Source organism: Hyphomicrobium sp. DY-1 (genome assembly GCF_047497105.1).
Classification (GTDB): domain Bacteria; phylum Pseudomonadota; class Alphaproteobacteria; order Rhizobiales; family Hyphomicrobiaceae; genus Hyphomicrobium_B.
In genome coordinates this window covers 3534130-3560919 of sequence record NZ_CP134870.1, presented here as the reverse complement: position 1 = coordinate 3560919, position 26790 = coordinate 3534130, and the positions used below count along the sequence as shown (strand labels likewise).

Annotated in this window: 27 protein-coding genes; 18 read left to right on the top strand and 9 right to left on the bottom strand. The window is 60.6% G+C overall.

Annotated features, from left to right (window positions below; genetic code table 11):
• The first annotated feature begins 187 nt into the window (after positions 1 to 187).
• The 3 genes from RLW41_RS17240 (at position 188) to RLW41_RS17230 (ending at position 2396) form a co-directional block, all read left to right on the top strand.
• A complete protein-coding gene (locus tag RLW41_RS17240) occupies positions 188 to 640 on the top strand; it encodes a pseudoazurin (RefSeq protein WP_414462252.1) in 453 nt (150 codons plus the stop codon).
• 193 nt (positions 641 to 833) lie between these two features.
• Positions 834 to 1019, top strand: coding sequence for a hypothetical protein (locus RLW41_RS17235; protein WP_414462251.1), 186 nt, complete (start codon positions 834 to 836; stop codon positions 1017 to 1019).
• 153 nt (positions 1020 to 1172) lie between these two features.
• On the top strand, positions 1173 to 2396 hold the full coding sequence (locus RLW41_RS17230) for a hypothetical protein (RefSeq protein WP_414462250.1): 1224 nt from the start codon (positions 1173 to 1175) through the stop codon (positions 2394 to 2396).
• A gap of 61 nt (positions 2397 to 2457) precedes the next feature.
• Here RLW41_RS17230 and RLW41_RS17225 read toward each other — a convergent pair whose 3' ends face one another.
• Both RLW41_RS17225 and RLW41_RS17220 read right to left on the bottom strand, forming a co-directional pair.
• The gene (locus RLW41_RS17225) at positions 2458 to 4413 is read right to left on the bottom strand and encodes an ABCB family ABC transporter ATP-binding protein/permease (RefSeq protein ID WP_414462249.1); all 1956 of its coding nucleotides are present in this window, start codon (positions 4411 to 4413) and stop codon (positions 2458 to 2460) included.
• Positions 4414 to 4449: 36 nt separating this feature from the next.
• Complete coding sequence (locus RLW41_RS17220) at positions 4450 to 6258, bottom strand: LysM peptidoglycan-binding domain-containing protein (protein ID WP_414462248.1); 1809 nt, start codon at positions 6256 to 6258, stop codon at positions 4450 to 4452.
• A 248-nt stretch (positions 6259 to 6506) separates the two neighbouring features.
• Between RLW41_RS17220 and RLW41_RS17215 the strand changes: the two genes are divergently transcribed.
• On the top strand, positions 6507 to 7184 hold the full coding sequence (locus RLW41_RS17215; RefSeq protein WP_414462247.1) for a TIGR00730 family Rossman fold protein: 678 nt from the start codon (positions 6507 to 6509) through the stop codon (positions 7182 to 7184).
• Here RLW41_RS17215 and RLW41_RS17210 read toward each other — a convergent pair.
• The gene (locus tag RLW41_RS17210; protein WP_414462246.1) at positions 7181 to 9268 is read right to left on the bottom strand and encodes an acyltransferase family protein; all 2088 of its coding nucleotides are present in this window, start codon (positions 9266 to 9268) and stop codon (positions 7181 to 7183) included. The two genes, RLW41_RS17215 and RLW41_RS17210, sit on opposite strands and share 4 nt — an antisense overlap.
• 138 nt (positions 9269 to 9406) lie before the next feature.
• Between RLW41_RS17210 and meaB the strand changes: the two genes are divergently transcribed.
• Positions 9407 to 10384: a methylmalonyl Co-A mutase-associated GTPase MeaB gene (gene meaB / locus RLW41_RS17205; RefSeq protein ID WP_414462245.1), complete on the top strand. Its 978-nt coding sequence runs from the start codon at positions 9407 to 9409 to the stop codon at positions 10382 to 10384.
• Positions 10385 to 10583: 199 nt separating this feature from the next.
• Here meaB and corA read toward each other — a convergent pair whose 3' ends face one another.
• Both corA and RLW41_RS17195 read right to left on the bottom strand, forming a co-directional pair.
• A complete protein-coding gene (gene corA / locus RLW41_RS17200) occupies positions 10584 to 11585 on the bottom strand; it encodes a magnesium/cobalt transporter CorA (RefSeq protein WP_414462244.1) in 1002 nt (333 codons plus the stop codon).
• Between the two features lie 267 nt (positions 11586 to 11852).
• Complete coding sequence (locus RLW41_RS17195) at positions 11853 to 13250, bottom strand: APC family permease (protein WP_414462243.1); 1398 nt, start codon at positions 13248 to 13250, stop codon at positions 11853 to 11855.
• A 361-nt stretch (positions 13251 to 13611) separates the two neighbouring features.
• Here RLW41_RS17195 and RLW41_RS17190 point away from each other — a divergent pair, with 361 nt between their 5' ends.
• Positions 13612 to 13854 carry a CDGSH iron-sulfur domain-containing protein gene (locus RLW41_RS17190; protein WP_013947083.1) on the top strand — a complete coding sequence of 81 codons (243 nt, stop codon included), beginning with the start codon at positions 13612 to 13614 and terminating at the stop codon, positions 13852 to 13854.
• 81 nt (positions 13855 to 13935) lie between these two features.
• The gene (locus tag RLW41_RS17185) at positions 13936 to 14508 is read left to right on the top strand and encodes an AAA family ATPase (protein ID WP_409562906.1); all 573 of its coding nucleotides are present in this window, start codon (positions 13936 to 13938) and stop codon (positions 14506 to 14508) included.
• Between the two features lie 113 nt (positions 14509 to 14621).
• On the opposite strand, the gene RLW41_RS17180 is transcribed toward RLW41_RS17185, so the two are convergent.
• Complete coding sequence (locus RLW41_RS17180; RefSeq protein WP_013947081.1) at positions 14622 to 14825, bottom strand: hypothetical protein; 204 nt, start codon at positions 14823 to 14825, stop codon at positions 14622 to 14624.
• A 435-nt stretch (positions 14826 to 15260) separates the two neighbouring features.
• Here RLW41_RS17180 and purB point away from each other — a divergent pair, with 435 nt between their 5' ends.
• The 6 genes from purB to RLW41_RS17150 all read left to right on the top strand — a co-directional run bounded on the left by purB (position 15261) and on the right by RLW41_RS17150 (position 21493).
• On the top strand, positions 15261 to 16568 hold the full coding sequence (gene purB / locus RLW41_RS17175; protein WP_414462242.1) for an adenylosuccinate lyase: 1308 nt from the start codon (positions 15261 to 15263) through the stop codon (positions 16566 to 16568).
• A 163-nt stretch (positions 16569 to 16731) separates the two neighbouring features.
• On the top strand, positions 16732 to 17505 hold the full coding sequence (locus tag RLW41_RS17170) for a phosphatase PAP2 family protein (RefSeq protein ID WP_414462241.1): 774 nt from the start codon (positions 16732 to 16734) through the stop codon (positions 17503 to 17505).
• A 93-nt stretch (positions 17506 to 17598) separates the two neighbouring features.
• Entirely contained in the window at positions 17599 to 18399 is an 801-nt protein-coding gene (locus RLW41_RS17165) for a phosphatase PAP2 family protein (protein ID WP_414462240.1), read from the top strand.
• On the top strand, positions 18399 to 19532 hold the full coding sequence (locus RLW41_RS17160) for a glycosyltransferase family 2 protein (protein WP_409562902.1): 1134 nt from the start codon (positions 18399 to 18401) through the stop codon (positions 19530 to 19532). Before RLW41_RS17165 ends, RLW41_RS17160 begins: the two co-directional genes overlap by 1 nt.
• On the top strand, positions 19532 to 21049 hold the full coding sequence (locus tag RLW41_RS17155) for an ArnT family glycosyltransferase (protein WP_414462239.1): 1518 nt from the start codon (positions 19532 to 19534) through the stop codon (positions 21047 to 21049). The genes RLW41_RS17160 and RLW41_RS17155 overlap by 1 nt, the downstream gene beginning before the upstream one ends.
• Positions 21050 to 21109: 60 nt before the next feature.
• Positions 21110 to 21493 carry a nuclear transport factor 2 family protein gene (locus RLW41_RS17150; protein WP_409562900.1) on the top strand — a complete coding sequence of 128 codons (384 nt, stop codon included), beginning with the start codon at positions 21110 to 21112 and terminating at the stop codon, positions 21491 to 21493.
• A gap of 101 nt (positions 21494 to 21594) precedes the next feature.
• Here RLW41_RS17150 and RLW41_RS17145 read toward each other — a convergent pair whose 3' ends face one another.
• Positions 21595 to 22083: a ferritin-like domain-containing protein gene (locus RLW41_RS17145; RefSeq protein ID WP_409562899.1), complete on the bottom strand. Its 489-nt coding sequence runs from the start codon at positions 22081 to 22083 to the stop codon at positions 21595 to 21597.
• Between the two features lie 199 nt (positions 22084 to 22282).
• Between RLW41_RS17145 and RLW41_RS17140 the strand changes: the two genes are divergently transcribed.
• Positions 22283 to 22867, top strand: a complete 585-nt coding sequence (locus tag RLW41_RS17140) for an RBBP9/YdeN family alpha/beta hydrolase (RefSeq protein WP_414462238.1) — start codon at positions 22283 to 22285, stop codon at positions 22865 to 22867.
• A 57-nt stretch (positions 22868 to 22924) separates the two neighbouring features.
• On the opposite strand, the gene RLW41_RS17135 is transcribed toward RLW41_RS17140, so the two are convergent.
• Positions 22925 to 23251 (bottom strand): DUF1476 domain-containing protein, encoded by a 327-nt coding sequence (locus RLW41_RS17135; RefSeq protein WP_013947072.1) that lies wholly within the window; start codon positions 23249 to 23251, stop codon positions 22925 to 22927.
• A gap of 386 nt (positions 23252 to 23637) precedes the next feature.
• Here RLW41_RS17135 and purC point away from each other — a divergent pair, with 386 nt between their 5' ends.
• The 4 genes from purC to purQ all read left to right on the top strand — a co-directional run bounded on the left by purC (position 23638) and on the right by purQ (position 26082).
• Complete coding sequence (gene purC / locus RLW41_RS17130) at positions 23638 to 24453, top strand: phosphoribosylaminoimidazolesuccinocarboxamide synthase (protein ID WP_013947070.1); 816 nt, start codon at positions 23638 to 23640, stop codon at positions 24451 to 24453.
• Positions 24454 to 24579: 126 nt separating this feature from the next.
• The gene (gene purS, locus RLW41_RS17125) at positions 24580 to 24819 is read left to right on the top strand and encodes a phosphoribosylformylglycinamidine synthase subunit PurS (protein ID WP_024275646.1); all 240 of its coding nucleotides are present in this window, start codon (positions 24580 to 24582) and stop codon (positions 24817 to 24819) included.
• Positions 24820 to 24821: 2 nt separating this feature from the next.
• Positions 24822 to 25262: a hypothetical protein gene (locus RLW41_RS17120; protein WP_414462237.1), complete on the top strand. Its 441-nt coding sequence runs from the start codon at positions 24822 to 24824 to the stop codon at positions 25260 to 25262.
• A gap of 118 nt (positions 25263 to 25380) precedes the next feature.
• Positions 25381 to 26082, top strand: a complete 702-nt coding sequence (gene purQ, locus RLW41_RS17115; RefSeq protein ID WP_414462236.1) for a phosphoribosylformylglycinamidine synthase subunit PurQ — start codon at positions 25381 to 25383, stop codon at positions 26080 to 26082.
• A 269-nt stretch (positions 26083 to 26351) separates the two neighbouring features.
• Here purQ and RLW41_RS17110 read toward each other — a convergent pair whose 3' ends face one another.
• Entirely contained in the window at positions 26352 to 26642 is a 291-nt protein-coding gene (locus tag RLW41_RS17110) for a hypothetical protein (RefSeq protein WP_013947066.1), read from the bottom strand.
• Between the last annotated feature and the right edge of the window lie 148 nt (positions 26643 to 26790).

Genomic DNA, 26790 nt, shown 5'->3' with positions numbered 1-26790 from the left:
CTGCTGAACCGGGGATAAGTGTTTCCGCCCCCCCATGCGCCGCGCGTCTTTTTGGCAGCGCCCGATATGCGCGTTCCGGCCGGGAGTCAGACGCGCAAACTAAAGAGCGCGGCAAAACGGCGCTTGAGAAGCCCGCGATCCTATTCTATACGTTTTCAGTAAACAAAAAGCCGGGGCGAGGAAACACATGAAGCTAACCCATCAAATTCTGATGGCGGGGGCCATCACCCTGTCTGCAGTCTCCACTCCGCATGTCGCCAGCGCTGCCGAGCACATCATCGAAATGCGCAACAAGGACGACGCCGGCAATCTCATGGTCTTCGTTCCAGCCTTCGTGAAGGCCGAAGTCGGCGACACCATTAAGTTCGTCCCGACCGACAAAGGCCACAACGCTCAGAGCGTACCGAACATCTGGCCGGCAGACGTACCGGAAGTGAAAGGCCCATTTAGCAAGGAAGTCGTCTTCAAGGCCGAGAAAGATGGCCTCTACGTTTTCAAATGCCTGCCCCACTACGGCATGGGCATGGTCGCCCTCGTCCAGGTCGGCAAGCCCGTCAACCTCGACGCGGTGAAGTCATTCGTCGCAACGGGCAAGGCAAAACAGCGTCTCGACGCCGAAGTCGCGAAGGTGACGCCGTAACGGAATCGAGTAGAGCCCGAGGTTGTCCTGGAAGGGCCGAAGGCTAAGCTCGTGCTAACCCCGAGATGGGTCTCCCGGCCCCAGATCTCGGGGTTAGCTTTTTCATTTCAGGGTCTCGCAATGATCAAACGCAACGCGACTTTTGCAGGCTTTGCGTTATTCTGCCTCTGCTGAAACGCGAGGATGATTGTCCATGGCTTATTTGCTTGAAGAGAAGCGGCGCGACTTGGTCGCGTCGGGCAATCGCCACACCTATCTCGGGAACGGCGACGTCTTCGTTGGCCGCCCGCTCGCCATCCGTTTCGCCACCCGCGACGAAGCCGAAACGAAACGCGCGAAACTTCCAAATCCCGACAACTGGATCGTCGTCGAAGACTGATGATACTTGCGCCGTGATGCCAGTTCGCAGTCCGCGTCATTTAGAACACTGATCAGAATTCATCATGCCCTAAACCGATCGGATTGGATGGTTGCAGATTGCAAACATCTCTGCACAAATTAATTGTGCTCAACCGTGCGTGTCGGGGCCGTCGTGAAAATTGTCCTTGGTTTCTTGGCTATTCTCGCTTCCTGCGGCATTTGCCATGCCGGTCCTGTTTGCACGCCCAAAGACAGCAACGCGCGTATTCTTAGTGCGCCATCGCCGATGGCAATCGATCCGCAATGGACAGGGGAAAGCCACATTGGCGCCGGCTGGTCTTTTGACGTGACCGAACGAGTTAACTCCGCAACCGGCGCTTTCGCTAAGGGCAATTTGCATGGAACGCGAGGCGGCATCGCACAAAGGGACGTCTACGTTTTACTTTCCGAGTGGACCTGCAATGAAGCGCGCGCTGAAGGCATCGAGCGCGTAGATGGAGATGTTCCGGTCGACCCTCTCCCCAAAACTTTCTGGGTGCGAACGGAGAGCGGAAGGCTTGTCAGGCTCGTCATTACGAGTCACGGGCGGATTGTGCCCACGAGCAAAAATTTCACCGGAGTAGAAACAAAAGACACTGAGAACCAGAACGTTCGCAGCTATCACCTCAACTACAAAATAGTGCCAGTCGATAAAGTTGTGAAAGAAGATGGCCTTATCGTCGGATATGAACTGCTTATTCCCCCGCTGCGGCGAAGGGAGGCTCTCATAGTCACCTACGCGACGCAAAGGCCGTTCGAAGTTGCCGAAGGAGGTACGGGCTACGAAGACATAACATTTACCTGGAAATACAATCACGCCGATTCTGGCCGGACACGCGTGCTCTTTTCCGAGTTCAATGGCCCGCAGGAGATGAATCACCTGGGCACATGGCAGACGGATCTAGTGGTGAACGGCAATGTTCTCGTTTCTCGCCACTTCACACTGCTCGACGCTACTGGCAAAGACCATTCGAAGGACGGGCTGGAGAACACCTCCGCAACCGCAAATCCCTTCGAAGATTTTATCGGCACCTGGGCGCACACAGTCGACGATTGCAAAATTCAGTCTGCTGAAGGTCTAGATAATGTCACACGGCGCCAATCCGGAATGGTCGGAATTTGTGGCAACGAGGTCGACCTGCTTTACGAGGCCTTTCGCTGTACGGCTGAAAATATCAATAACAATGGACAGCTCATGGATGTGGACTTCTCCTGCCAAACCAAGGACTACGATCCAGAGAAACAGCACGTTCAGCTGAAGGCCAGCAACACAAACGCGCTACAATTCATGACCCCAAATTTCGGCATTGTTGGCAATTATGTGCGTTGCTCGCAGACTTACTCATGCGATCGGTGAAGGCACCTGAACTTCCAGCGCCCGGCATCGACTTGAAGGCGGCCATCCAAGGAACGAGCGACTACTCCTGCTCGGCGCGCTCCAGCAGCGACGCGTCGCTCGAGCCAATCCGCGGCGGCAGCTCGCCGGCTTCTTCCAGCGCATGCGCGAGATCCTCGCGCGCCTTCTCCGCTTGCCGCTGACGCGCCCAGAGGCTCGCGTAAAGCCCATTCTTCGCAATCAGCTCAGCGTGCGTTCCCTGCTCCGCGACGCGTCCATCTTCGAAGACCAAAATCATGTCCGCATGCACGATGGTCGATAGCCGGTGCGCGATGACGACCGTCGTCCGATCCTTCGACACCCGGTCGAGCGCGTCCTGAATTTCCTTTTCCGTATGACTGTCGAGCGCGCTCGTTGCCTCGTCCAGCAGCAGGATCGGCGGCGACTTCAAAATCGTCCGCGCAATCGCAACACGCTGCTTCTCGCCGCCCGAGAGTTTCAGCCCGCGCTCGCCGACCATCGTGTCGTAGCCGTCGGGGAGCGCCCGCACGAAATCGTCGATCTGCGCTAGCTTCGCCGCTGCGTAAACCTCTTCGTCCGTGGCGTCGGCACGGCCATACTTGATGTTGTAGAAAATCGTATCGTTGAACAACACCGTATCCTGCGGCACCACGCCGATTGCCGCCCGCAGCGAGGCTTGCGTCACATCGCGCAAGTCCTGCCCGTCGATCAGAATGCGCCCGCTCGTGACATCATAGAAACGCAACAGCAGCCGCCCGACCGTCGACTTGCCCGCACCCGACGGCCCAACGATAGCGACCATCTTTCCCGCTGGCACTTCGAACGATATGTCTTTCAGAATAAAGCGCTCAGGATCGTAGCCGAAGCGCACATGATCGAACCGGATCGCGCCGCCCGAAACATCGAGCCGCTTCGCGCCCGGCCGATCCGCAACTTCCGGATTCTGCTCCAGCACCTCCATCATGCGCTCGATGTCGGTCAGACCCTGCTTGATCTCGCGATAGACCATGCCCATGAAGTTCAGCGGCATGAAGAGCTGCAACATCAGCAGGTTCACCATCGCGAAATGCCCGACGGTGTCCTTGCCGGCGACGACATCGTTCGCCGCCATGACGAGGCAGATGGTCAGCGCAATCGTGAAGATCACCGCTTGGCCAGAGTTCAATACCGCGAGCGACGTATAGGTCTTGATGCTCGCCTTCTCGTAAGCCGCCATCGACTTGTCGTAGCGTGCGGCTTCGCGCCCCTCGGCACCGAAGTATTTGACCGTCTCGTAATTCAGCAGACTGTCGATCGCCTTGGTGTTGGCGTCGGTGTCGCTCTCGTTCATCACGCGGCGGATCGACAGCCGCCAATCAGTCGCTCGGATCGTGAACCACAGATACGCAGCGATCATACCGACGATGGTCACGATGTAGCGCCAGTCGAATTCATACGCACACACCGCGATGATCATGAAGAACTCGACGATCGTCGGGATCAGCGTCATCAGCGCCATGCGGCTGATATTTTCGATGCCGGTGCGTCCGCGTTCGAGTACGCGTGTCAGACCGCCCGTCTTGCGTTCGAGATGAAACCGCAGCGACAGCCGGTGCATGTGCTCGAATGTCGACAAGGCGAGCTTGCGTACCGCGTGCATTGCGACGCGCGCGAACATGCCTTCACGGACCTGCACCAACAGCGCCATCACGATACGGGCGATGCCGTAGAACAGCACAGCCAGCACCGGCGCGCCGACGAGCCACGGCAGCGTCTGGCTCGATGCGACATGGCCGCCGGACGCAGCGACCAGAGCGTCCGTCGCCCATTTCAACGTAAACGGTACGCCGACCGTCACCGCTTTTGCGATAACGACGATGACGAACGACCACACCACCGTGCGCCGCAGATCCGGGCGGTCCTGCGGCCAGACATAGGGCCACAAGGCCCTCAAAACCCGAGATGTTTCGGTGGACGGAATAAGGCGCGCCAAAAGCCCGCTTCTGGGCGCGCGCATGCTGACGGAAGTTCTTTGCATTCGGCCTGAAATAGGGTCAACCGGCCGGAAAGTCCATCACCCCCGCTTTCGCGGCAGATAAATGGTCTGGCACGGATAGATCCGGTTCGGATTGCGAATCGTGTCGCGATTGGCGCGATAGACGCGGATGTAATAGAGGCCGTTGCGGTAATGGCGGAGCGCGATCCGCCACAGCGTATCGCCGCGCGCGACGACGTAACGGCCCGGCACGAACGCCTTGCGCCCGGCATATCGGCATTGGCCTTGGGCTGCCGGGCGGATGTGCGCACGACGCACCCAGCGCTTGACGACCGGGCCGTGCGCAACGTGGGCGTTCCGGGCCTCTCGGATGACATGCGCCTTAGGCGTCTTCGCCTCGACGGCGGGCGTTTGGCGGTCGGCGACAGGCGGTGAAGCCGCGGCAGTCTTCGCCTCGGCAGCCTTCGCCGCAGCCACCTTCGCAGCTTCTTCTTCGGCGATACGCTGACGGTCCGCCGCCTCCTTTGCCGCAGCCTCTTGTTTGGCCTTGTCGTCGGCGCGCTTAGCAGCAGCGGCTTTTGCAGCCTCCTCCTCAGCGAGACGCTGCTGTTCGGCCGCAACCTTCGCGGCAGCCGCCTTCGCCGCTTCTTCGTCTGCGAGCCGTTGCTTTTCCGCTTCGGCTTCCTGCCGAGCCTTGACTTCAGCCGCCTTTGCAGCGGCCTCCTGCTGGGCTTTTTCTTCCGCTGCTTTTGCGGCAGCAGCTTTGGCCGCAGCTTCTTCTTGGGCGAGGCGCTGCTTCTCGGCGGCTTCCTTTGCGGCAGCTTCCGCCTGAGCTTTTTCCTCGGCCTCTTTCGCGATGCGCGCTTTCTGCGCTTCCTCTTCCGCAACGCGCTGCCTTTCGGCGGCGGCACGGGCGGCGGCTTCCTGCTTGGCTTTCTCCTCCGCAGCCTTCGCAGACGCGGCCTCGGCCAAAGCACGCTGATGCTCTTCTTCCTCACGACGGCGCTGCTCGTCGGCGAGTTCGCGGGCTTTCGCTTCCTGAGCCTGACGCTCAGCTTCGGCTTTCGCAGCCGCCTCGCGCGCCGCAGCTTCGTCGGCGGCTTTTTCCTCGGCGTCATGCTGCGCCTGCGCCGCCAGACGCGCCGCTTCGAGACGCTTCTGCTCGTCGGCCTTGCGCTGCTCTTCCGCCTGTCGCTGTTGGTCCTCGATACGTTTTGCTTCGGCCTCGAGACGCTCGCTCTCGCGACGCCGCTCCTCGGCCTGCGCCGCCGCTTTGCGTTTCGCTGCCTCGTCCTCGGCCTTCAGTTCAGCCTCGGCTGCGTCAGCCTTGCGTTTCGCTTCGTCCGCCAGCTCCTGGCTATGCTTGATGTCGGCTGCCCGCTTCGCCTGTGCCGCGAGGATGGCCTCCTCTGCATGCTGCCGCGCCGTTTCGGCGTCTTCCTCTTTTACCTGTTCCAGCTTGCGCGCGATGTCGTCGCCGCCCCCGCCCGGAGGCGCGACCGACAATCGCCGGATGATGACGCCCTGAAACTCACGATTGGCACGCGCCAGCCAATCCTGCAGGCGATCGACCAATCCTAGCTCGCGCGTTTGCCACGGCGTTTGCTTGTCGCTCGGATCAGGCTGCGCCGGAGTGTCCGTCTGGGCCTGAGCCTCATCCGGAGCATCCTGCGCCACCACGCGCTGCGCGGCCTGCGCCGCCTCGAGCGTGTCCTCGTCATTAAGAGCGACCACAGCGCGAAAATTTCGGTCGATAACCGGCAGCGATAGCCCCCGCTCCGCGTCGGGCCGGTCACTGGCAGCATCGAGCGGCAACGCCAGCAGCGCCGCCGAGACGAGAAGGCCCGCAGCAGCGCCAGTTCGAGCGTAACGAAACGCCGTTTTCACTGCCGTTTCTGAAGGTTCCCCGTCCTTCATAACATCGCCTTGTAGCCCCTATATTAAGGGACCTAAGCACACGTCTTGTAGCGGCGCCATGCTTCCCGGCTTAAAGACCGTGGATTGATTCGGAAGCGTGACCGGATGCTCACAACGGTCACATGAGACATCTGAGGGTGACACCCTCCGGCGCACCTGGGCAGGGCCGTGCGGCGACACTAAATAATGCAGACAGATCGTCTGAGATCGGAATACTTATGAACGAAATGACAAAAATGCCGGTCACGAAGCCGGCCGAAAGCAAGACCATCCAAAATTCAGCTCTGAAATCAGAAACGCCCGCCAAGATTGAAGGCGTCTGCGTCTACTGCGGCTCGGGCAAGGGCCTCGATACCGCCTACACCATCGCAGCGCGAAAGCTCGGCAAGACGCTCGCCGATAACGGCATCCGCTTGATCTATGGCGGCGGCAGCCTCGGCCTGATGGGCGAAGTCGCGCGCGCCGCGCTCGGAGCGGGCGGCAAGGTGACGGGGATCATCCCGGAATTTCTCGGCAGCCGCGAGCACATGCTGCAGGACGTCGATGAATTGATCGTCGTCGAGAACATGCACGTCCGTAAGCAGCTGATGTTCGACCGCGCAGACGCCTTTGTGGCGCTCCCCGGCGGCGTCGGCACGCTTGAAGAACTCGTCGAGCAATTGACGTGGTCGCAGCTCGGACGCCATTCCAAGCCCATCGTCGTTGCCAACATCAACGGCTTCTGGAACCCATTCCTGAACCTGCTCGATCACATGAAGGCCGAAACCTTCATTCGCGCCGGACTGGATGTTCATTTCTCCGTCGTCGATACGGCAGAAGAGATCCTGCCCACCATCCTCGGCAAGGCTGCCCCGACGTCCGAGAGCAAAGAGCAGGAGGTACTGCGGAAGTTCTAGAGGCGGCGACCGGCCATCTCCGAAGAAAAGGCGCTGTCGACTGTTCGACCAAAGCCCATCGCATCGGGCGCAAAGAGCTTCGGATAGAAGCTCGCAAGCTCAGCGAGCCCGTCGGCGTTGAGGTGATTTGCGTCCCGATAGAGCGGACGTCCTCTCTTGCCGTAGCGGCAGGCCAGTTCATCGCAGAGAAGCAGATGCGGATAGAGGACTCGAACATTCGGCATCGCGTCGAGCTTGGCTAACACCGGCAAAACGTGCCGCTCGCGTTCGAAGAAATCGGATAATGCTGTCTCCTGCGGCAGAGGCTCGTTCCAAGCGCGATGACGAGCAAACGCTAGGCTGGCATTGAAAACATTCTCCGGGACTGGCCCGATAATCACGACTTCGATGCCGATTGCGGTGAGCTCCCTGACCGTCTCCTCCATCTGCGCGGCAAAAATTGCGGCGTTGCGCGATATACCGTCATTGCTCAGATACACTGCGGCACCGCCGTCGTCGTCTCCCCGCAGTCCCTCTGCGTAAAGCCCCCAACGGGCCGCCAGCACGACACGCTTGATATCGCCCGCGCGAGCTCGTCGGATGACCGTGTCGTTGAACTCAGGGCATTTGACGCTCCGGGAACGACCGTAAAGTGTCACGCCGACTAAAGGCGGACATCCACCGTACGTCTCGACCAGAACCGAATGATTATCTGCTTCGCCTGACGCAGCAATTCCTGCAGTCAGTCGTTGAGCATGGCTATCTCCCCAAATGATCGTATCGAGCGATCCGTTGCGGCCGAGGCGGCAGGTCCTGCTGGGCCATCCGATTGGATTGGGTTGCCGCTTGCACTGGTCCAAGCCGCTAGCAGAAGCCGACGCAATGTCGGCAAGAACTTCCGGCGGCCAATGTTGAAACCATCCCGGCTTGTGGCCGGCAGCAAATGACAACAACACCAGAATAGAGACCACAATGCCGCCCGATGCGAACACAAGCCGCGGCGTCTCCGTCCGCAGGCGACGAAAAGGTTGCTCGATAAATCGCCACGACAAAGCGCCGACCCCGATGCTCGCCAACATCAGTAGTGCTCTGATCGCGACCGACTGGACTCCGTCTCCATCCCATAGTTGGGGAAATCGGTACTTAAAAAATACGATCATCGGCCAGTGCCAAAGATAGACCGAGTACGAAATGATCCCTAGCGCGATGACAGCAGGCTGCGAGAGGCAACGCGCGACCACCGTCGGTGCGGATCCTTTCGCAACGCCGGAGTGGATGAGAAAGGCCGCGCCAAGGCAAAACGGCACCGCTGCGATGCCTGGAAACTCCGTTGCATCGCTATAAACGGCATAAGCGCCCGCAATCATGCCCGCGCCGAGGAAACTCACACCCTCTCGCGCAAACCGGCTTCTCAGTTCAGGTACTGCGCCGAAGGCAAGAAGAGCGCCGGTCAGCAATTCCCAGATCCGCCCCGCCGTCGAGAAGAACGCTTGCTGAGGATGCAGCTTCACATCGCGAATACTGTAGGCCAGAGACGAAATGGCGATGGCCAACAACACGGGCACAATAAGCTTTCGGCTTCGCGCGAAGAGAAGCATCAGCAGTAATGGAAATGCCGCGTAGAATTGCTCTTCGACGCCCAACGACCAAGTATGCAGAAGCGGCTTGTCAGTTGCTGGACCTTCGAAATATCCGGTTCCCCTCATGAAGTAGAAGTTTGATGTCGAGGTGGCGACCGCGAATAGGCTCCGAGCAAACCCCTTGAAGTCAATCGGGAACAATAGAAGTGCAGCAAACACGGTTGAAACCAGCGCACACGCCGCCAGCGCCGGCAAAATCCTGCGGATCCGCCGGACATAGAAATTCGCCAGCGAAAAAGTGCCGGCCTCGAGCTCGGCTTTGATGATGCCTGCGATCAGAAAGCCCGAGATCACGAAGAAGACGTCGACGCCACCGTAGCCGCCAGGAACACCCAGGCCGAAATGGTAGGCAAGCACACCCAGAACGGCGACAGCGCGCAATCCGTCGATATCGGCACGATACTGAGATCCCGACCCGGCATGTGCCGGTGCGGCTGCCCGGCTGACGTTTGACACCCGTCTCACTCCCCCATTCCCCTGTTGGAAGGGAACGTTGCATAGGACGTCCGGGAATGCACGCCCCCGCCTGTGGAGGAAGCGCGCTACCGCCCGCCAAAACATCCTAACCGTTGCCTTCCGGCCGCTTCCCTCTTATCAGCGCTTATGGCCAAGACGACCGCAGAACCACCTCCCCCAGCCGCCCGCATCAGGGACGCCGATATCGCCGGTTACGTTAACCGCATGCGGGCCGGCGAGCGCCGCGCCATTGCGGCCGTGATCACCGAGCTCGAACGCCTGTCGGCAGCAGCGCCGGGCTTGCTTCAGGCTTTGCAGCCGCATCTGGGCCACGCCCTCGTCGTCGGCTTCACCGGACCGCCGGGCGCGGGCAAATCGACCCTGGTCAACGCCGTCATCGCGCATCTGAGACAGCAGGGACGTAGCGTCGGCGTCATCGCGGTCGATCCGTCAAGCCCGATCTCGGGTGGCGCCATTCTCGGTGACCGCATCCGCATGACCGCCGCACTCGATGATGACGGCGTCTTCGTCCGCTCGCTCGCCTCACGCGGCTATCTCGGCGGCCTGTCGCCGGCCGCCGTCCGTATCGTCGATGCCCTCGACGGCGCGGGCTTCGACATCGTACTTCTTGAAACCGTCGGCACCGGCCAGAACGAAATTGACGTCGCGGAGGTCGCCGACATTCGCGTCGTCATCGCAGCGCCAGGCCTGGGCGACGATATCCAGGCGATGAAGTCGGGCCTGCTCGAAATCGCCGACATCATCGTCGTCAACAAGGCCGACCGCCCAGGTGCCGAACAGACGATGCAGCAGTTGATCGGCGCGCTGTCGATCCGCGCGATGCAAAACGAGAAGGTGCCGGTGCTGAAAACGAGCGCCATCAACGGCGACGGAGTGGGCCAGCTAGTCGACGCCTTCGATACCATCGGCAAGCGCGTCGTCGCGGGTGGCGCGCTGCATCGCCGCCGCCGCCGCGCGCGCTATCTCATCGCCCGCGCCGCCGCCGACATCGTCGCCGCCCGTATCAAGGCCGGCGGCAAAGACGGCCTCGACCCTCTCGCCGACGCCGTTCTCTCCGGCACCATGTCCCCCGACAAAGCCGCCCGGCGCTTGCTCGAGTCATAGCTCACGCTGCCAGCACGCCCGCGGCCCACTAGTCTACAAACACTCCGTCATCCCAGCGCAGGCCGGGATCCAGCCAACTCTCTACAATGAGAATTTGGATGCTTGTCTGGGTGTCGACCTCCATCGGCATGACGGTGTTGATAATGCTGTGCCCCGATTGGCGGCCGGCGCGCGGAACGCGTGTCGCCGATGCCAATCATCAAAGCCACCTGCGCCGCTTGAAGTAGAGGTATGGCAGGATCGCTGAGACGACCATCATCGCCAGCGCCCACGGATACCCGAACAGCCACTTCAATTCCGGCATGTCCTCGAAGTTCATGCCGTAGATTGACGCGACGAGCGTCGGCGGCAGAAACACGACAGCCGCGACCGAGAAAATCTTGATGATTTGGTTCTGCTGCAGATTGATCAGCCCAAGCGTCGCATCGAGAAGGAAGTTCACCTTGCTCGACAGGAACGTGGCCTGATCGGTCAACGCGACGACGTCGCGATAGAGCACTTTCGTGCGCGCCTTCGCTTCCTTCGTCACCTTCTTGTCGACCTGCTGATCGACATTGGTGTGATACGTCAGCACGCGGTTGATGCTGACGAGACTTTCGCGAACCTTCGTCAGCAGATCGCCGTCCTGTCCGATGCGCTCGATCGCGAGCTGCAGATCGTCGCTCGATGGCGCCGTCTTCATCTTGCCTTTGCGGAAGACCTGCCGCGAAACCTGATCGATATTCGTGCCGACCCGCTCCAGCGCGTCGGCCATACGGTCGAGCAGCGCCTCGATCAGGCCCATCATGATCTGCTCACCGTTGGCGACCGGCACGTTGTTGGGACGCTGCGCGCGTGTCACGAAATTGGCGAACGCCTTGGGCTCGGCGTAGCGCATCGTCACCAGCGTGCTGCCCTTCAGCACGAACGTGATCGGCGATGTCATCGGCTCGTCGGTTTCGAGCTGCGACGCGGCCGTCAGCGTCATGAACTCCGCACCGTCCTCCTGATAGAGCCGCGCCGAAACCTCGATCTCCTGCATCTCCTCGCGCGTCGGCAGATCGATCGATAAAAGCTGCTCGACGAAGCGATTGTCCTGCGGTGCGGGATTGTAAAGATCGATCCAGACCGCTTGCCCTGGAATAGAAGCCACGTTATCGGCCGGAATACCTTCGTGCTGCAGGACGATGTGTGAATTTTCGCGGCGATAGCTGCGCAGCATCGGGCTCTCTTTCGGTTGACGGCCACCGCGCAGCCGACCGAGCCACCTATGCCATCAGGTGCGTCTGGAGGATGCTGGCGAAAGCGAAGCGTCACTGCGACTGTCGCAGTCCATTGTCGATTGTCCTTGGTATCGGCCCGGGGGCAGCGTGAAACGGCCTCCCGGCAGCCGAGTCGCCGCGACCCTACCTCCGGCGCCGACGTTTTTCCAGTCGGCGCCGCCTGCGGCGGAAGGGTTTTTATGTGACTATTCGATGACGCCTTAACCCTATGCGGCCGCGAGGCGGCTGTGTCTGATCGAATAGACGAAGTAGATGATCAGACCCAGCGCCAGCCAAACGATAAAGCGCAGGTGCGTTTCAAACGGCAGGAACGCGATCAGCGCTCCGCATGACAGCACGCCCATGACCGGCAGAATAATGCCGCCCGGCATCTTGAACGGACGATCCAAATCCGGATGCGTCTTTCGCAGCGCGATTACGCCGGCGCATACCAGCACGAAGGCCGCAAGCGTGCCGATATTCACGAGTTCGGCCAGGACACCGAGCGGAATGAAGCCCGACATGATGGCCATGCCCAAGCCTGTAATGACCGTCGTCCGCACGGGCGTGTGGGTCTTCTCGTTGACGACCGAAAAATACGGCGGCAGTAAACCGTCACGCGACACCCCCACAATGATGCGGGTCAGCGCGTAGTAGAGCACCAGCATCACCGTCGTCAGGCCCGCGATCACACCGGCCGCAACCAGCGCCGACGCCCAGTTGAAACCGATCTTCTGCAGCGCGAACGCCACCGGCGAAGACACATTGAGCTCAGTATAGTTGACGATGCCCGTCAGCACGCCAGACACCACGATGTAGATGATGGTGCAGAAGATCAGCGATCCAATCAGCCCGCGCGGGACGTCGCGTTGCGGGTCTCGCGCTTCTTCCACCGCTGTCGATACGGCGTCGAAGCCGACGTAAGCGAAAAACACGAGCGACGCGCCCGCGAGAATGCCGACCGGCTTGCCATCCACATGCTCAAACCAGCCGAACGGCGCAAACGGCGTCCAGTTCGCGGGGTGAATGTTGAACAGCCCGACGGCGAGAAAAACCGCAATCGTCGCGAGCTTCACTGCCACCATGGCGGCGTTGATACGCGCCGTCTCCCGCACGCCCATGATCAGCAGCAGCATCAGAATGATGACGATCCCAAATGCCGGCAGATTGACGATCCCGCCCGCGAATGGCCCCTTCGTTAATTCTTCCGGCAGCCCCAGCCCGATCGCCGTCAGCGCGTTGTTGAAATAGCCCGACCAGCCGTTGGCGACTGCCGCGACCGAGACACCGTATTCCAGGATCAGGTCCCAGGCGATGATCCAGGCAATCAATTCGCCGAACGCCGCATAGCTGTAGCCGTAAGCGCTACCGCAGCCGCCGACGCTCGAGGCCAGCTCGGCATAGGACAGCGCCGCAAAACCGCACGCAAAACCCGCGACGACGAAGGACAGAACGACCGCAGGCCCCGATTGAGTTGCCGCAGCCACGCCCGTCAGCACGAAAATACCGGTACCGATGATCGCACCAATGCCGAGCAGCGTCAGATCGAGCGCGCTCAAGACGCGCTTCAGGCCGAACTCGGCGTCGTCGTAGCCGACAGCTTTCTTCCGGAAGAGATCGGACATGCGAAATGGTCCCCTCATGTGAACGTCCCCCGCGCCAGTCGAGGTCCGGGCTGCAATTGCGTTGCTCCCATCGTGAAAACCCCTCGCCGCCCGCCAAGCTGCCAAGCCGCCCCGCTTGTCCGGTCGAATGAGATCTCCCCGCCGGCGCCGAGCTTCGCCCAGCCATTGACTGTTGTCCACCGCCGGGCTGCCGAATAATTTTGCCCGCCCAGATGATAGGCAGCGCCGACGACCGATGTCAGAAATTCAGCCTATTCCGCGTCCAGCTGTAGCCTTGCCCCGCACGCTCAAACCTTATAGCGAGTCTAAACTTCGAACGAGCCAGGGGGCTTGAGCCCCCGAGCCAATAATGGAGCATGCCATGTCCGACGAGGCCGTCGTCGCCCAAACGAGTCCTTTCCAAGTCGAGCTGACGGAAGGGCAGGAATATTGGTATTGCCGTTGCGGCCGCTCCAAGACGCAGCCGTTCTGCGACGGCTCGCACGAGGGGACATCTTTCGAGCCCTTGCGTTTCGTCCCGGACCGAACCGGCACATTCAATCTCTGCGGCTGCAAGGCCACCGACGACGAACCCTATTGCGACGGCACGCATAACGTCCTGTGATCTCAGCATCTTTTAGCTGACGGGCCGTCTTCTTGCAGGCGCAGACCGCTGCGGTATCACCGCAATCACGGAGGCCTGGTAGTGACGCTCGACGATCTCGGACCCCGCATCTGCATCATGGGTCCGTCCAACAGCGGCAAGTCCTCCCTCACGGCCGCGATCGCGCGAGCGCGCGGCCTTGTCCCCGTCCATCTGGATCAGCTTCGCCATCTGCCCCAAACGGATTGGCAGGAGCGGCCCGACGAGGAATTCAAAGTCCTGCATGACGCCGCCATCCTGCAGGAGCGTTGGGTCGTCGATGGCAACTATTCCCGCTTGCTGCCGCAGCGCCTCGCGCGGGCGACAGGCGTCATCCAGCTCGACGCCTCCACCCTCACGAGCCTGTTTCGCTACTTGCGCCGCTCATGGTTCGAGCGCGAACGCGTGGGAGCGCTGGAGGGCAGCCAGGACAGCGTGAAATGGGAGATGATCCGCCATATCGCGGTCACCACCCGAAAGAACCGCCAACGCAACCGCGCGACGTTCGATGCTATCGACCTGCCGAAGATCAGGCTGGCATCGCCCGAGGGCCTTGCCCACTTTTATCGAACGGAAGGGCTCGGCCACCGTCGGGACCGCGCCGCGGCCAAGGTCAGCCCGCAAAAGGAGCCATAAGAAAAGAGGCCGCCTCACGCGAACACTCGCGCCAGTCAGCCTCGATCATTTCCAAATGTATTGACCAAATGAAATTGAGAGCAGGTTCTCTCGGACCTGCGATGCGACGTCCCTCACCGGCCTTGCGAGGCCAGCATGCATTCCGTCATGAAGCGCCTTTCGAGCTTCTTCAATTCGTCCGGAACGGCACGACCTGAATCCCGGAATTCGCTAATTCTCTCTTTGACAAGCGCATAGCACTGGCGCGGATCGTCTTCCGATTGCTCCATCTGATGGACCAATTCAGCAAGATCCCCGCTGCCCATCTGTTCCGACATATCCGTTTAGTCTCCCGCTTTTGATTCTTTCCGAAGCGCAGGGGGCTTTTCCAATCCGCCTGAAAACGCCTCGACTCATTACTTCCTTGGGCCTTCGAATGTAGGCGCACCCATCTGCGAAAAGAACGGCAGATTCGAACGTGCACCGACGATTTCTGCGAGTGTGACTAATCTGCCCTGAATACAGCCTGAACAAGAAACAGAATTGCCACCCTCGTAATCCGTCGATTAGCCCAGCAATTCGTGGCGGCACGCGGGCGACTTTTGGATAACTCTTCACGAATTGTTGCAAAGCGTTAGCTGCGAAGCAGCACGCGAGATCTCAGCATGAATCGCGCGGCCCTCACCCCCAGACGGCGGCATTGGGCGGCCTTGAGATTGATGCGCCGTTGCACGTCTGCTACGCCTCCCGCGTTGCATCAAGGATTTAGCTCAATGATTCCCCGCTACTCCCGCCCCGAGATGACCCGCATCTGGGAGCCCGAAACCCGTTTCCGTATCTGGTTCGAAATCGAGGCCCACGCCGCGACCGCCAGCGCCAAGCTCGGCATCATTCCCGAGGCCGCGGCAAAAAAAATCTGGGAAAAAGGTTCGGCCGCCGTCTTCGACGTGAAGCGCATCGACGAAATCGAAGCGGTCACGAAACATGACGTGATCGCCTTCCTGACCCACCTCGCCGAGCACGTCGGCCCGGAAGCCCGGTTTGTCCACCAGGGCATGACGTCGTCTGACGTCCTCGATACCTGCCTCAACGTGCAATTGGTCCGCGCCGCCGATCTGCTGCTCGCCGATCTCGACCGGCTGCTCGCTGCGCTGAAGACCCGCGCCTTCGAGCACAAGAACACGATCACGATCGGCCGCAGCCACGGCATCCACGCCGAGCCGACCACATTCGGCATCAAGCTCGCCTTCGCCTATGCGGAATTCCAGCGCGCGCGTGAACGCCTCGTCGCCGCCCGGAAGGAAGTCGCGACCTGCGCCATCTCCGGCGCCGTCGGTACCTTCGCCAACGTCGATCCGCGCATCGAGGAATACGTGGCCGAGCAGATGGGCCTCGTTCCAGAGCCGGTCTCGACGCAGATCATCCCGCGTGACCGCCACGCGATGTATTTCGCCACCCTCGGCGTCATTGCGTCGAGCATGGAGCGCCTCGCAATCGAAATCCGCCACCTGCAGCGTACCGAGGTGCTGGAAGCCGAAGAATATTTCTCGCCGGGCCAGAAGGGGTCGTCGGCCATGCCCCACAAGCGCAATCCGGTGTTGTCGGAAAATCTGACGGGTCTTGCCCGCATGGTCCGCGCCTACGCCATTCCGGCAATGGAGAACGTCGCCCTCTGGCACGAGCGCGACATCTCGCATTCGAGCGTCGAACGTATGATTGGCCCCGACGCAACGGTGACGCTCGACTTCGCGCTCGCCCGTTTGGCCGGCGTCATCGAGAAGCTCGTCGTCTATCCCGAGAACATGAAGAAGAATCTCGACAAGCTCGGCGGCCTACACAATTCGCAGCGCGTGCTGCTGGCCCTGACGCAGGCTGGCCTCAGCCGAGAAGACTCCTACGCCCTCGTTCAGCGCAACGCCATGAAGACCTGGGAGCAGGGCAAGGACTTCCTGGCCGAGTTGAAGGCGGACAAGGACGTGACGGCGAAAATCCCGCCCGCCGACCTCGATGCTATGTTCGACCTCGACTACCACACCGCCCACGTCGACACGATCTTCAAGCGCGTGTTCGGATCGGCTTGAAGTGGCAAGAAAAGCACCTCTCCCTAATAAGGGAGAGGTGACCTGAGATACGGCGAGCCGCGCATTTGCCATTGTCACCAATCCGTAATCAAACCGACATGCCTCTGACACGCCGACTGATAACGGTGCCCGCAGTTTTGGGGGAACGTCAGGACCGTCGGGGATGTGGGCGCCAAATTTTGCGTTCGATTGGCATGAGCGTGGCGATGATAGTGACGAAACCGTTGCCCGGCCGCCCGTAACGGCAACGGCTATGCTCCGCGGCGCGCTGACGATCGGCGCACTCGCGATGATACTGTTCGTATTCGCACCCGATATCGATCTCGTCGTCGCTCGCTTATTCTACGTCGGCGATCGCCACTTCATCGGCAATGAGCTCGACGTGTTTCTGCTACTCCGCATGGGGTTTCAGATCTTCTTCTATCTGGTTTGCACACTGACGGTCGTCGGCCTGGTGATGGCCGCTCGCTATGCCAGACCGTGGCTCGACCTTTCAATGCGGAACTGGCTGTTCGTCGCGCTCTGCCTGGTCTCCGGACCGCTTGTCGTCACCAATCTGGGCTTCAAGGATCATTGGGGCCGCGCCCGCCCGCGCCAGATCATTGAGTTTGCCGGCTCGAAGGCCTTCACGCCGCCGTTCCCGCCCTCTGGTCAATGTGACTATAACTGCTCGTTCGTCTCGGGAGAGGCCTCCGCGATCTACATCGTCATGTTCGCTGCCGCCCTTCTGTTCAAATCGCGTTCGCGAAAATTTGTCACGTTGGGCATCGTCTTTGGCAGTCTCTCCGGCCTGACGCGAATGGCACAAGGCGGCCATTTCCTGTCCGACGTCGTCTTCGCCGGCGTTCTAATGGCGATCACAGCCGCCTGTGTTCAAATCGTTTTTGAGGCGCTCGACGCTGAACGCCTAAGACCGATCGAGCAGGGCACGGCCTAGGCCAATTCGCCTTTGAAACGCTTCCGCGTGACATCTTGAGACCGAAAGTCTAAGCGAACCTCTGACGGAGGGGCGGGGAACCCGATGAGGATCATGACAGCACAATCCGGATTGGGACGACAGGAGCGAGACGCCCACGGCAATATCGTCTCCATCCTGCTCTGGGGTGCGCTGATCGTCGCCATCGTAGCGGGTCTGCTGTTTTGCCTGTACCCGCAGCTCGATCTCGCAACATCCGGATATTTTTACCTCGGCAACGGCGTCTTTTCCGGCAAGGGCGGCGGTGTCTTCGCCGGTGGCGCACCCAGGACTTTGGCCGACTACGTCCGCCTCACCCTCTATTTTTCCTTTATCGCCGTCTGCGTCGTGAACGTGATCGGCTTGATCGCCTCCTCCGTTCTGAAGTCTGACGTGTTTGGCCTCGGCTTCGTGCGATGGCTTTTCCTCGCCGCCTGCCTCGCGCTCGGACCGGGCCTCGTCGGCAATGTAATGCTGAAGGATGGCTGGGGCCGCGCTCGCCCCGTTCAAATCAAAGAGTTCGGCGGCTCGAAAAAGTATTCCCTGCCGATCGTTCGGTCGGATCAATGCCGCCGCAATTGCTCGTTCGTCGCGGGCGAAGCATCGATGATGTACGCAACATTCTTCGCTTCCGCCTTTATTTTTCCTGCTATCGGTGGCGCCCTCGTCGCAGCCGGCGTCGCCTTCGGACTGCTTGCGGGCTTCATTCGCATCTCGCAAGGCGCACATTTTCTGTCCGACGTGATCTTCGCCGGCGTAACGATGGCGCTGACGGTAGCAGCCATTTATCTTGTCTTTCGGACGATCGCACGAAAGCGCGACGCCCGGCGCGGCGAGAAAATACAAGATCCTTTGACGGGACAGCGCCTGTGGTGATGACTGAAGCGCAGACAGAACGCCCACTCCGCGCAGCGAATTTGCCCGCGCGCCTACAGCTGTCGGTCGTTGTGCCGACATACTGCGAAGCCGGCAATATCGCGTCGATGATTTCGGCGCTCGATGCCGCGCTCGCCGGCATCAACTGGGAAGTCATCTTCGTCGACGATGATAGTCCCGACGGTACGATGAGCACCATCCGCTCAATCGGCGCCCACGATGGCCGCGTCCGCGCGCTGCGTCGCGTCGGCCGCCGAGGACTGGCGGGTGCGGTGATCGAAGGCATGCTGGCGTCCGGCGCCGACATCGTAGCCGTGGTCGATGCCGACCTTCAACATGACGAAAAGCTCCTGCCTGAGATGCTGCGCGATATCGAGACGGGCAAATCCGACATCGTCATCGGCACACGCTATGATCAGACCGGCGATGCCAGCGAAGGCTTCTCGGCGACGCGTCGCGTATCGAGCATGCTCGCGACGACGCTGACAAACATGCTGCTCAAGACCAACGTCAGCGACCCGATGAGCGGCTTCTTCATGTTGAAGCGGAGCCTTATCGATACCATCGCCCCTAAACTCTCTCCCGGCGGCTTCAAGCTGCTGCTCGATATTCTGGCGTCCGCTCCCTCAGGCGTGCGCGTCTCCGAAAAGCCCTACGTGTTCCGTCCGCGCAAGGTCGGCCAGTCGAAGCTCGATGGTCTCGTCATCGCCGACTTCCTTGGTCTTCTGCTCACGAAAACGACCGGCAACCTCGTTCCCCCGCGCTTCTTCCTGTTCGCGCTGGTCGGCGCAACGGGCCTCATCATTCATCTCGCGGCGCTGCGCAGCGCCATCGTCTTGGCCCATGCCTCATTCAATGAGGCGCAGATCTTCGCCGCGTTCGTTGCCATGACCTTCAACTTCTTCTTGAACAATGCCCTGACGTTCCGTGATCGCCGCCTTTCAGGTGTCGACATAATAAGCGGCCTGCTGACGTTCTATGTCGTTTGCAGCGTCGGCACGCTGGCGAACATCGGCGTCGCCGATCTCGTCTACAATCACGATCCGAACTGGTGGCGCGCAGGCATCGCCGGCGCACTGATGGCCGCAGTCTTCAATTACGCAGCAAGCTCAGCGCTGACGTGGCGGCGCTGATGGACGTCGCGGCCTCGCCAGCGCCGAGCAGAATTCGTCCGGCCGCAGGACCGCGCAACGGTCTGGCCGCGAACAATGTCTTGCTGGCCGTCCTGCTCGGCTTGACGGCAGTGCGCTTCGCTATCGCAAGCTTCACAGGCCTCGTCGACGATGAGGCCTACTATCGGACTTGGTCGCTCGCCCCGTCGCTCTCTTATCTCGATCACCCGCCGATGATCGCCTGGGTCATCGGGGCCGGACGCGCCATCGCAGGTGACAGCACGTTGGGTATCCGCCTGCTTGCACCGATCATCCTGCTTCTGGGCACCGCGGTTCTCTGGCGAACGGCCTTTCTTCTCTACGGCCCCGACATCGCCCGCCGCGCCGTCTGGTTCCTGCTCGCTATGCCCCTGCTCGCCGTCGGTGGCATCATCGTCACGCCGGATTTGCCCAGCGTCCTTTTCGCCGGTCTCGTCGTCTGGGGGTTAGCCGAACTCGACCGCAGCCGTAACGCCAGGTGGTGGCTTGCCATCGGCCTGTTCGCCGGACTTGGTCTTGTCTCGAAATACACCAACCTCTTTCTCGGCGCGACGATCCTGCTCTGGCTTCTCGCCACGCCCGACAATCGGAAATGGTTTCGTGCGCCCGAACTTTGGATCGGCGGCATCATCGCGGCACTGATCGCGAGCCCGGTCGTGATCTGGAACGCCGAGCACGGCTGGGTCTCCTTCATCAAGCAGTTCGGCCGCGTCGGCCGCGAAGGTAAAGCGGGTGTCGGCTACCTCGTCGAACTGATCGGCGGATTCGCGCTGCTGGAAAGCCCGCTGATCGCTCTTCTCGCGCTCGTCGGCTTCATCGGCGTCATGCGCCGAGCGATATCGGATCGCAGCCGAAGCGATGTTCTGCTGGCCGCGGCCATCCTGCCGATGCTGCTCTATTTTTGTATTCACGCGCTGCACGATCGTGTGCAGGGCAATTGGCCCGGACCGCTCTATCCATCATTCGCCATCTGCGCGGCGCTCGGTGTGGCAGCGCTTCCCGTCGCGTGGCGCCGCACCGCGTTTGTCTCGGCACTCGCGCTCGGTTTTGCGATGACCGCCGTGATCTACGTCCACGCGTTGCACCCGTTATTCAGTTCTCCGAAAGACCCGACGGAACAGATGCGCGGATGGCCCGCGCTCGCTGACACCATCGAAAAGAAACGCGAGGAAACCGGCGCAGCGTGGCTGGCAACATCCAGCTACGCCACGACAGGCCAACTCATGTCCGCCATCAAGAGCCGCAGTCCCGTCGCGCAGCTCGACGAGCGCATCCGCTACGCCTTTCTACCTTCGCTACCCGAAACCGTCGTCAACCGGCCCGCGCTCTACGTCGAGCTTGAACGCCGCGTCGATCTTCCGCTGCTCAAGAGCAAGTTCGGTAAGATCGAGAAGATCGGCACGCTGACCCGCCACAACGGCAGCGGCGGCGCGACCTACGTTCTCTATCTCGTCTCCGACCCCATCGCGCCGCCGCTCGCCATGGACGATAAGTTCTGACCTCTCGCGTTCCATCGCGGTTGGTGTAACGCTATCGCTCCCGTCACGTCAGGAGCACAAATGACTGATCCCCGACAAAACAAGGCAACCGCGATTGCGTTCTATGAATTGATGTTCAACGCGTGCGAGCCGCGCGAAGCGATCGCACGTTTTTCCGGCGCCGAATACATCCAGCACAATCCGCATGTGACTACGGGCAAGCAGGGCTTCATTGATTATTTCGAACGCATGGCGCACGAATGGCCCGGGAAGCACGTTGAGATAAAACGCGCCGTGGCTGAAGGTGATCTCGTCGTCTTGCATTGCTTCCAGCACTGGCCGGGAAGCGCCGACTACGCGGGCATCGACATCTTCCGCTTCGACGCCGACGGTAAAATCGTCGAGCACTGGGACGTGCTCCAGGTCATGCCCGAATTGTCCGCCAATTCCAACGGCATGTTTTGAACTTCGACATCAGCGCCTACGCTTTCGTCTCCGCTCGGGGAACATAAGAAAAGCCTCTCCCCGAAGAGAGAGGCTGATCCAGTACGACGTCGGAAAAGAATTTACGCCGCTTCCTTGTTGAGTTTGCTTTCGGCAAGCTTCGTCAGCTTGTCGTCGGCTGCATATTCTTCCTTCAGCGTTTTTTCGAGAATGGTTGCGAGATCTTTGTGGCCGAGCAGCTTCGCCCACGACACGAGCGTGCCATAGCGCGTGATCTCGTAATGCTCCGCCGCCTGCCCCGCCGCGATCATCGCCGCGTCGCGCGTATCGGCATCCTTGATCTCCGACATCAGCTCCTCGCCCTCCGCCAGAATACCCTTGATCGCCGGACACTCCGTCGCCTTCGGCTTGCGGCCGAGCTTCGTGAACACCTCTTCCAGACGCGTGACATGCTCTTTCGTCTCTTCGAGATGTCCCATGAAGGCTTTGGCAAGCTGCGCCGAATCCGCTGCCTTGGCCATCTTCGGCAGCGCCTTCACCAGCTTCGTTTCGGCGAAGTAAATGTCTTCGAGCGTGTGATTGAATAGGTCTTCGAGGTTTTCGACTTTCATGGGGGGCGTCTCCTCACGGTACGGATTATGTGTCCCCGGGCAACGTCATGCCTGCCGTCCGGTTCCCAGCGCGAGTGCCTTCCGATTGCCCGATCACGCGGAAAAAATTCCGCGCATTCCCGCTGCACCGCGGGAACCCGTTTTCGGCCTCTCCGCCACTCTTCCCTCCGGCGGCGCTCTCGGTTAATCAGAGCCGCCCATGAAAACATCAGAAATCGACATTCTCATCGTACCCGGCTGGCAGGATTCCGGCCCCGATCACTGGCAAAGCCGTTGGGAGCGCAATCTCAAGACGGCGCGACGCGTCATCCAACATGACTGGGAGAACCCGGACGTCGAAAGCTGGGGTGACAGGATCGCGAAATTCGCTGGCGGCGCCACGCAGCCGGTTGTCGTTGTTGCCCATTCCGTGGGTGTGCCGGCCGTCGTCTTTGCAGCCGACAAGCTCAGAAAGAACGGCGTCATCGGCGCCTTTCTGGTGGCGCCCGCCGACATCGATCACGCCGATTTCTGGCCCGACACCGGCGGCAAGCGCTGGCCGCCGGAAAAAGGCACGCGCGGCTTCGAGACGATGCCCGAACGGAAATTACCGTTTCCCGCGCACGTCGTCGTTGCCAACAACGATCTCTATTGCAGCTACGCCCGCGCCGAGCACCTCGCGAACAAATGGGGCGCAACCATCAGCGATGCGGGCGAAAGCGGTCACATCAACATCGCCTCCGGCCATGGCCCCTGGCCGGAAGGTCTTTTGCAGTTCGGACAATTCTTGAAAAAGCTAGGCTAGCATCCGCGCCCGGCGGCCGGCTTCCGGAACGGGAGTCGCCGGGCGCAAACTAAGACTTCAACCCTTCGCCGACTCGAGATCGGAAACAGCTTTCGCCAAAGCTTCCGACATCATCGAGCGAAGCTCTGTGTCGTCGACCGCGATGCCCTTCGCCGTAAGGTCAGCCTTGACCTTGCGGAAGACATCGTCGTCGCCTTTCTCGAGAAGGTCGGCCTTGCGCACCTCTTTGACGTACGCGTCGAGCGCATCACCGGTCAGACCGAGCTTCGCGCCCGCCCATTCAGCGACGGCGCGATTGCGGCGCGCTTCCGCCTTGAAGCGCAGCTCTTCGTCGTAAGCGAATTTGTTCTCGAAGCCCTTTTCGCGCTCGTTGAAGGTCGTCATGTCCGTTTGCTCCCTGATCTCCCGAGCGCCCCGCGGCGCCTGACCCTTGGTTGTATTAACTCTATTTCCACAAGCACTACGAGCATTTCTGCTGCCCGCAAAACGCATATCTACGGCAGCGTTACCGTGCGCCCTGAGCTAAATCAACGGCTTGGCGTTTAGTCACCATAAGCACCGCTGCGGCTCATGGTCTACATTGTGTCGCCCCCCTCGTTCGGCTAGTGTCCGCCCAAGACATCCGAGCGCGAAAAAGGTGCGCCCTTCCTTTCCCGACATGAAGAAAACCCGTTGGAAAATCAAGGCGTCAGCGTCAGCGTACGAACTCGTGAGAAGATCTGTATACCGCAATGAGTGAGAGCAATCTGTTGATCCTCAGAGGTCCAGGAATGAACAAGCGTCGGCGCATCTACGAGGGCAAGGCGAAGGTCCTTTACGAAGGTCCGGAGCCCGGCACCCTTATTCAACATTTCAAGGACGACGCAACGGCCTTCAATGCGAAGAAGCACGCATTGATCGAAGGCAAAGGCGTACTCAACAATCGTATCTCCGAATACATCTTCATGAAGCTCGGTGAGATCGGCGTGCCGACGCATTTCATCAAGCGCCTCAACATGCGCGAGCAGTTGATCCGCGAAGTTGAAATCGTGCCGCTCGAAGTTGTCGTGCGCAACGTTGCAGCCGGTTCGCTGGCAACGCGCCTCGGTCTCGAAGAAGGCACGCAGCTGCCGCGCTCGATCATCGAGTTCTACTTCAAAAAGGACGAATTGAACGACCCGATGGTCTCGGAAGAGCACATCACGGCGTTCGGCTGGGCGACGCCGCAGGAAATCGACGAGATCATGCAGCTCGCGCTGCGCATCAATGATTTCCTCGTCGGCCTCTTCCTCGGCATCGGCATCCGCCTCGTCGACTTCAAGGTTGAGTTCGGCCGCTTCTACGACAACGAGCAGGTGCGGATCGTTCTTGCCGACGAGATCAGTCCCGATTGCTGCCGCCTCTGGGATGCCCAGTCGGGCGACAAGCTCGACAAGGATCGCTTCCGTCGCGATCTCGGCGGCGTTCTCGAAGCCTATCAGGAAGTTGCCCGCCGCCTCGGCGTTCTGACCGAAACGCCGCGTCCGCGTGGTGCAGGTCCCGTGCTTGTCGCCTCGAACGCAACGTCGAACGGCCCGGTCGCGCCCATCAACGGCAAGCCGAACTAAACACCTGTCATCCCGGACGGCCGAAAGGCCGATCCGGGAGCCACGCTCACTCAAAATGTGCGAGAGTTCATCGTCTGGGTCCCGGCTCTTCGCTACGCTCGGCCGGGATGACAATTTGGAACAACGATGAAAGCCAAAATCAAAATCACACTGAAGAACGGCGTGCTCGATCCCCAGGGCAAAGCCATCGAAGGCGCCATCAAGGGCCTCGGCATCTCCGGCGTCGGCGACGTGCGGCAGGGCAAGTATATCGAAGTCGATCTGTCCGAGACCGACCCTGCCAAGGCGAAAGCGCTCGTCGAGCAGATGTGCAAGGACCTGCTCGCCAACACGGTCATCGAAAACTACAGCTACGAAATCGGCTGACGATGCGGGCAACGCTCGTGATCGCGTTGGCCATCGCAGCGCTCGGGTCCAGCCCGGCGCTCGCTCAGCCTGCGGCCGCACCCGATCTCGATTGCCAAATGGGCTTCAAGGCGCTGCGCAACTGGTCAGCATGGCTGCCGGGCGCCAAACAGGAAGCCGCCAATCCGAATGTCGTCACAGTCGAGAACCCGGACGTCTGGCGTGTCGAAATCACCTTCACAGAACCCGGCCAGCCCGCGCACCCCGCCATCGTCCTGCGCAAGTTCGTAAAACAGGTCACCGGCGTCTGGACGGCGCAAAGCAAGGAATGCGGCTACGGCAATCAGGTCGAGTTCATGGCCCTTGTCGATGCGATGAAAGCCGAAGACACGCGGCTGACCAACGCTTCCCGCGCCGAAGTCGAAAAGCAAAAGCGTGAGCAGTCGCCGCTCGGCGGCCCTTAAGCGCCTTAAGGGCTGTGACAGCCCCGCAAGTGGACTTGCGGCCGGAGTCGCATTACTTCACTGCTGTCAATCATTGACACCTATCAGCGATCGAAATCGCCAACCGAGGCTATCCAGGATGCTCCGCGCTTCCGTCATCGTCTTTCCCGGCTCCAACTGCGACCGCGACGTCGAAACCGCGATCACGCGGGTTACGGGCTTTGCGCCGAAGATGGTCTGGCATGGCGACGCCAGCGTGCCCTCATCGGACGTCATCGTGCTGCCGGGCGGCTTCTCTTACGGCGACTACCTACGCTGCGGCGCGATGGCGGCCCACTCTCCAATCATGAAGGACGTCGTCGTGAAAGCGAACGCCGGAACGCCCGTCATCGGCATCTGCAACGGCTTCCAGATCCTGTGCGAGTCGGGCCTGCTTCCTGGCGCCCTCCTGCGCAACGCATCGTTGCACTTCATCTGCCGCGACGTGTTCCTGAAGGTCGAGAACGACACCTCGTTTTTCACCAAGTGCTACCGCAAGGGCGAAGTCATCAAGGTTCCGGTCGCGCACGGCGAGGGCAACTATTTCGCCGACAGCGAGACGCTGGACCGCCTCGAAGGCGAAGGCCGCGTCGCTTTCCGCTATTCCGATGGCGAAGGAACCGTCAGCGCCGAGACCTGCCCGAACGGCGCCCAGCGCAACATCGCCGGCATCACCAACGAAACCGGCCGCGTGCTCGGCATGATGCCCCACCCGGAGCGTCTTTACGAAAGCGCTCTCGGCGGCACCGATGGCCGCCGCGTGTTCGAAAGCATCCTGCTCTCGACCCTCGAAGCCGCGTAATTTTCTGGGTATCATGCTGGGGCTTGTCCCGAGCGTCCACCAATGCACAGAGCTAACTGATGGAGAAGCGCACTCTCCATCCCAAACGTCATCCCGGCGCAGGCCGGGATCCAGCCAAGCTGCAGCACAGAAAATTTTGGACGATGCCGCAGAGGCCGGACAAACTTGAACCGCAGACCTGCGGATTATGAGATCGCAGCTCTAACGGCGCCGACGGAACTGGTAGCCGCGCTACCTTGAGGTGGTAGCGCGGCTACCGTGCGAGCCAACTAATCGCAGACGCGGACGCGCGACCAGCGCCACCTGCCCTCATAGTCATCCCAGTAGCGGCGACCACGTTCCCAATGGCACGGACCGCCATAACCACCACCGTAGTAGTATGCAGGCGGCGGAGGCGGCGGCGGATCGTAGTAATAGGGCCGAGCCGTCGAGCCGATGATAGCTCCGGCTGCGAGACCACCAAAAAGCCCGGCAGCAAAGTCACCACCACCGGCGTGGGCGGGAGCCACCAGCCCCGTCATCGCGACTGCGGCAACAGCCGCGCCAAAAATGCGTTTCATGATCGAAGTTCCCCTTCGTCCCTCGAAGCGCAATTCTGATCTTCGATCAATGAACCGCGCTTGAACGGCTTGTAAGCCAGCTTCGGGGTAATTCTGTGATCCTAAACAATTTGCGAATAAGTTAAAAACTCAACGATTTCTGGCAGCA

Coding starts and splice junctions, on each gene's coding strand:
- RLW41_RS17240 (WP_414462252.1), top strand. CDS start 188: ATGAAGCTAACCCATCAAATTCTGATGGCGGGGGCCATCACCCTGTCT.
- RLW41_RS17235 (WP_414462251.1), top strand. CDS start 834: ATGGCTTATTTGCTTGAAGAGAAGCGGCGCGACTTGGTCGCGTCGGGC.
- RLW41_RS17225 (WP_414462249.1), bottom strand. CDS start 4,413: ATGCAAAGAACTTCCGTCAGCATGCGCGCGCCCAGAAGCGGGCTTTTG.
- RLW41_RS17215 (WP_414462247.1), top strand. CDS start 6,507: ATGAACGAAATGACAAAAATGCCGGTCACGAAGCCGGCCGAAAGCAAG.
- meaB (WP_414462245.1), top strand. CDS start 9,407: ATGGCCAAGACGACCGCAGAACCACCTCCCCCAGCCGCCCGCATCAGG.
- corA (WP_414462244.1), bottom strand. CDS start 11,585: ATGCTGCGCAGCTATCGCCGCGAAAATTCACACATCGTCCTGCAGCAC.
- RLW41_RS17195 (WP_414462243.1), bottom strand. CDS start 13,250: ATGTCCGATCTCTTCCGGAAGAAAGCTGTCGGCTACGACGACGCCGAG.
- RLW41_RS17190 (WP_013947083.1), top strand. CDS start 13,612: ATGTCCGACGAGGCCGTCGTCGCCCAAACGAGTCCTTTCCAAGTCGAG.
- RLW41_RS17180 (WP_013947081.1), bottom strand. CDS start 14,825: ATGTCGGAACAGATGGGCAGCGGGGATCTTGCTGAATTGGTCCATCAG.
- purB (WP_414462242.1), top strand. CDS start 15,261: ATGATTCCCCGCTACTCCCGCCCCGAGATGACCCGCATCTGGGAGCCC.
- RLW41_RS17170 (WP_414462241.1), top strand. CDS start 16,732: ATGTGGGCGCCAAATTTTGCGTTCGATTGGCATGAGCGTGGCGATGAT.
- RLW41_RS17165 (WP_414462240.1), top strand. CDS start 17,599: ATGACAGCACAATCCGGATTGGGACGACAGGAGCGAGACGCCCACGGC.
- RLW41_RS17160 (WP_409562902.1), top strand. CDS start 18,399: ATGACTGAAGCGCAGACAGAACGCCCACTCCGCGCAGCGAATTTGCCC.
- RLW41_RS17155 (WP_414462239.1), top strand. CDS start 19,532: ATGGACGTCGCGGCCTCGCCAGCGCCGAGCAGAATTCGTCCGGCCGCA.
- RLW41_RS17150 (WP_409562900.1), top strand. CDS start 21,110: ATGACTGATCCCCGACAAAACAAGGCAACCGCGATTGCGTTCTATGAA.
- RLW41_RS17145 (WP_409562899.1), bottom strand. CDS start 22,083: ATGAAAGTCGAAAACCTCGAAGACCTATTCAATCACACGCTCGAAGAC.
- RLW41_RS17140 (WP_414462238.1), top strand. CDS start 22,283: ATGAAAACATCAGAAATCGACATTCTCATCGTACCCGGCTGGCAGGAT.
- RLW41_RS17135 (WP_013947072.1), bottom strand. CDS start 23,251: ATGACGACCTTCAACGAGCGCGAAAAGGGCTTCGAGAACAAATTCGCT.
- purC (WP_013947070.1), top strand. CDS start 23,638: ATGAACAAGCGTCGGCGCATCTACGAGGGCAAGGCGAAGGTCCTTTAC.
- purS (WP_024275646.1), top strand. CDS start 24,580: ATGAAAGCCAAAATCAAAATCACACTGAAGAACGGCGTGCTCGATCCC.
- RLW41_RS17120 (WP_414462237.1), top strand. CDS start 24,822: ATGCGGGCAACGCTCGTGATCGCGTTGGCCATCGCAGCGCTCGGGTCC.
- purQ (WP_414462236.1), top strand. CDS start 25,381: ATGCTCCGCGCTTCCGTCATCGTCTTTCCCGGCTCCAACTGCGACCGC.
- RLW41_RS17110 (WP_013947066.1), bottom strand. CDS start 26,642: ATGAAACGCATTTTTGGCGCGGCTGTTGCCGCAGTCGCGATGACGGGG.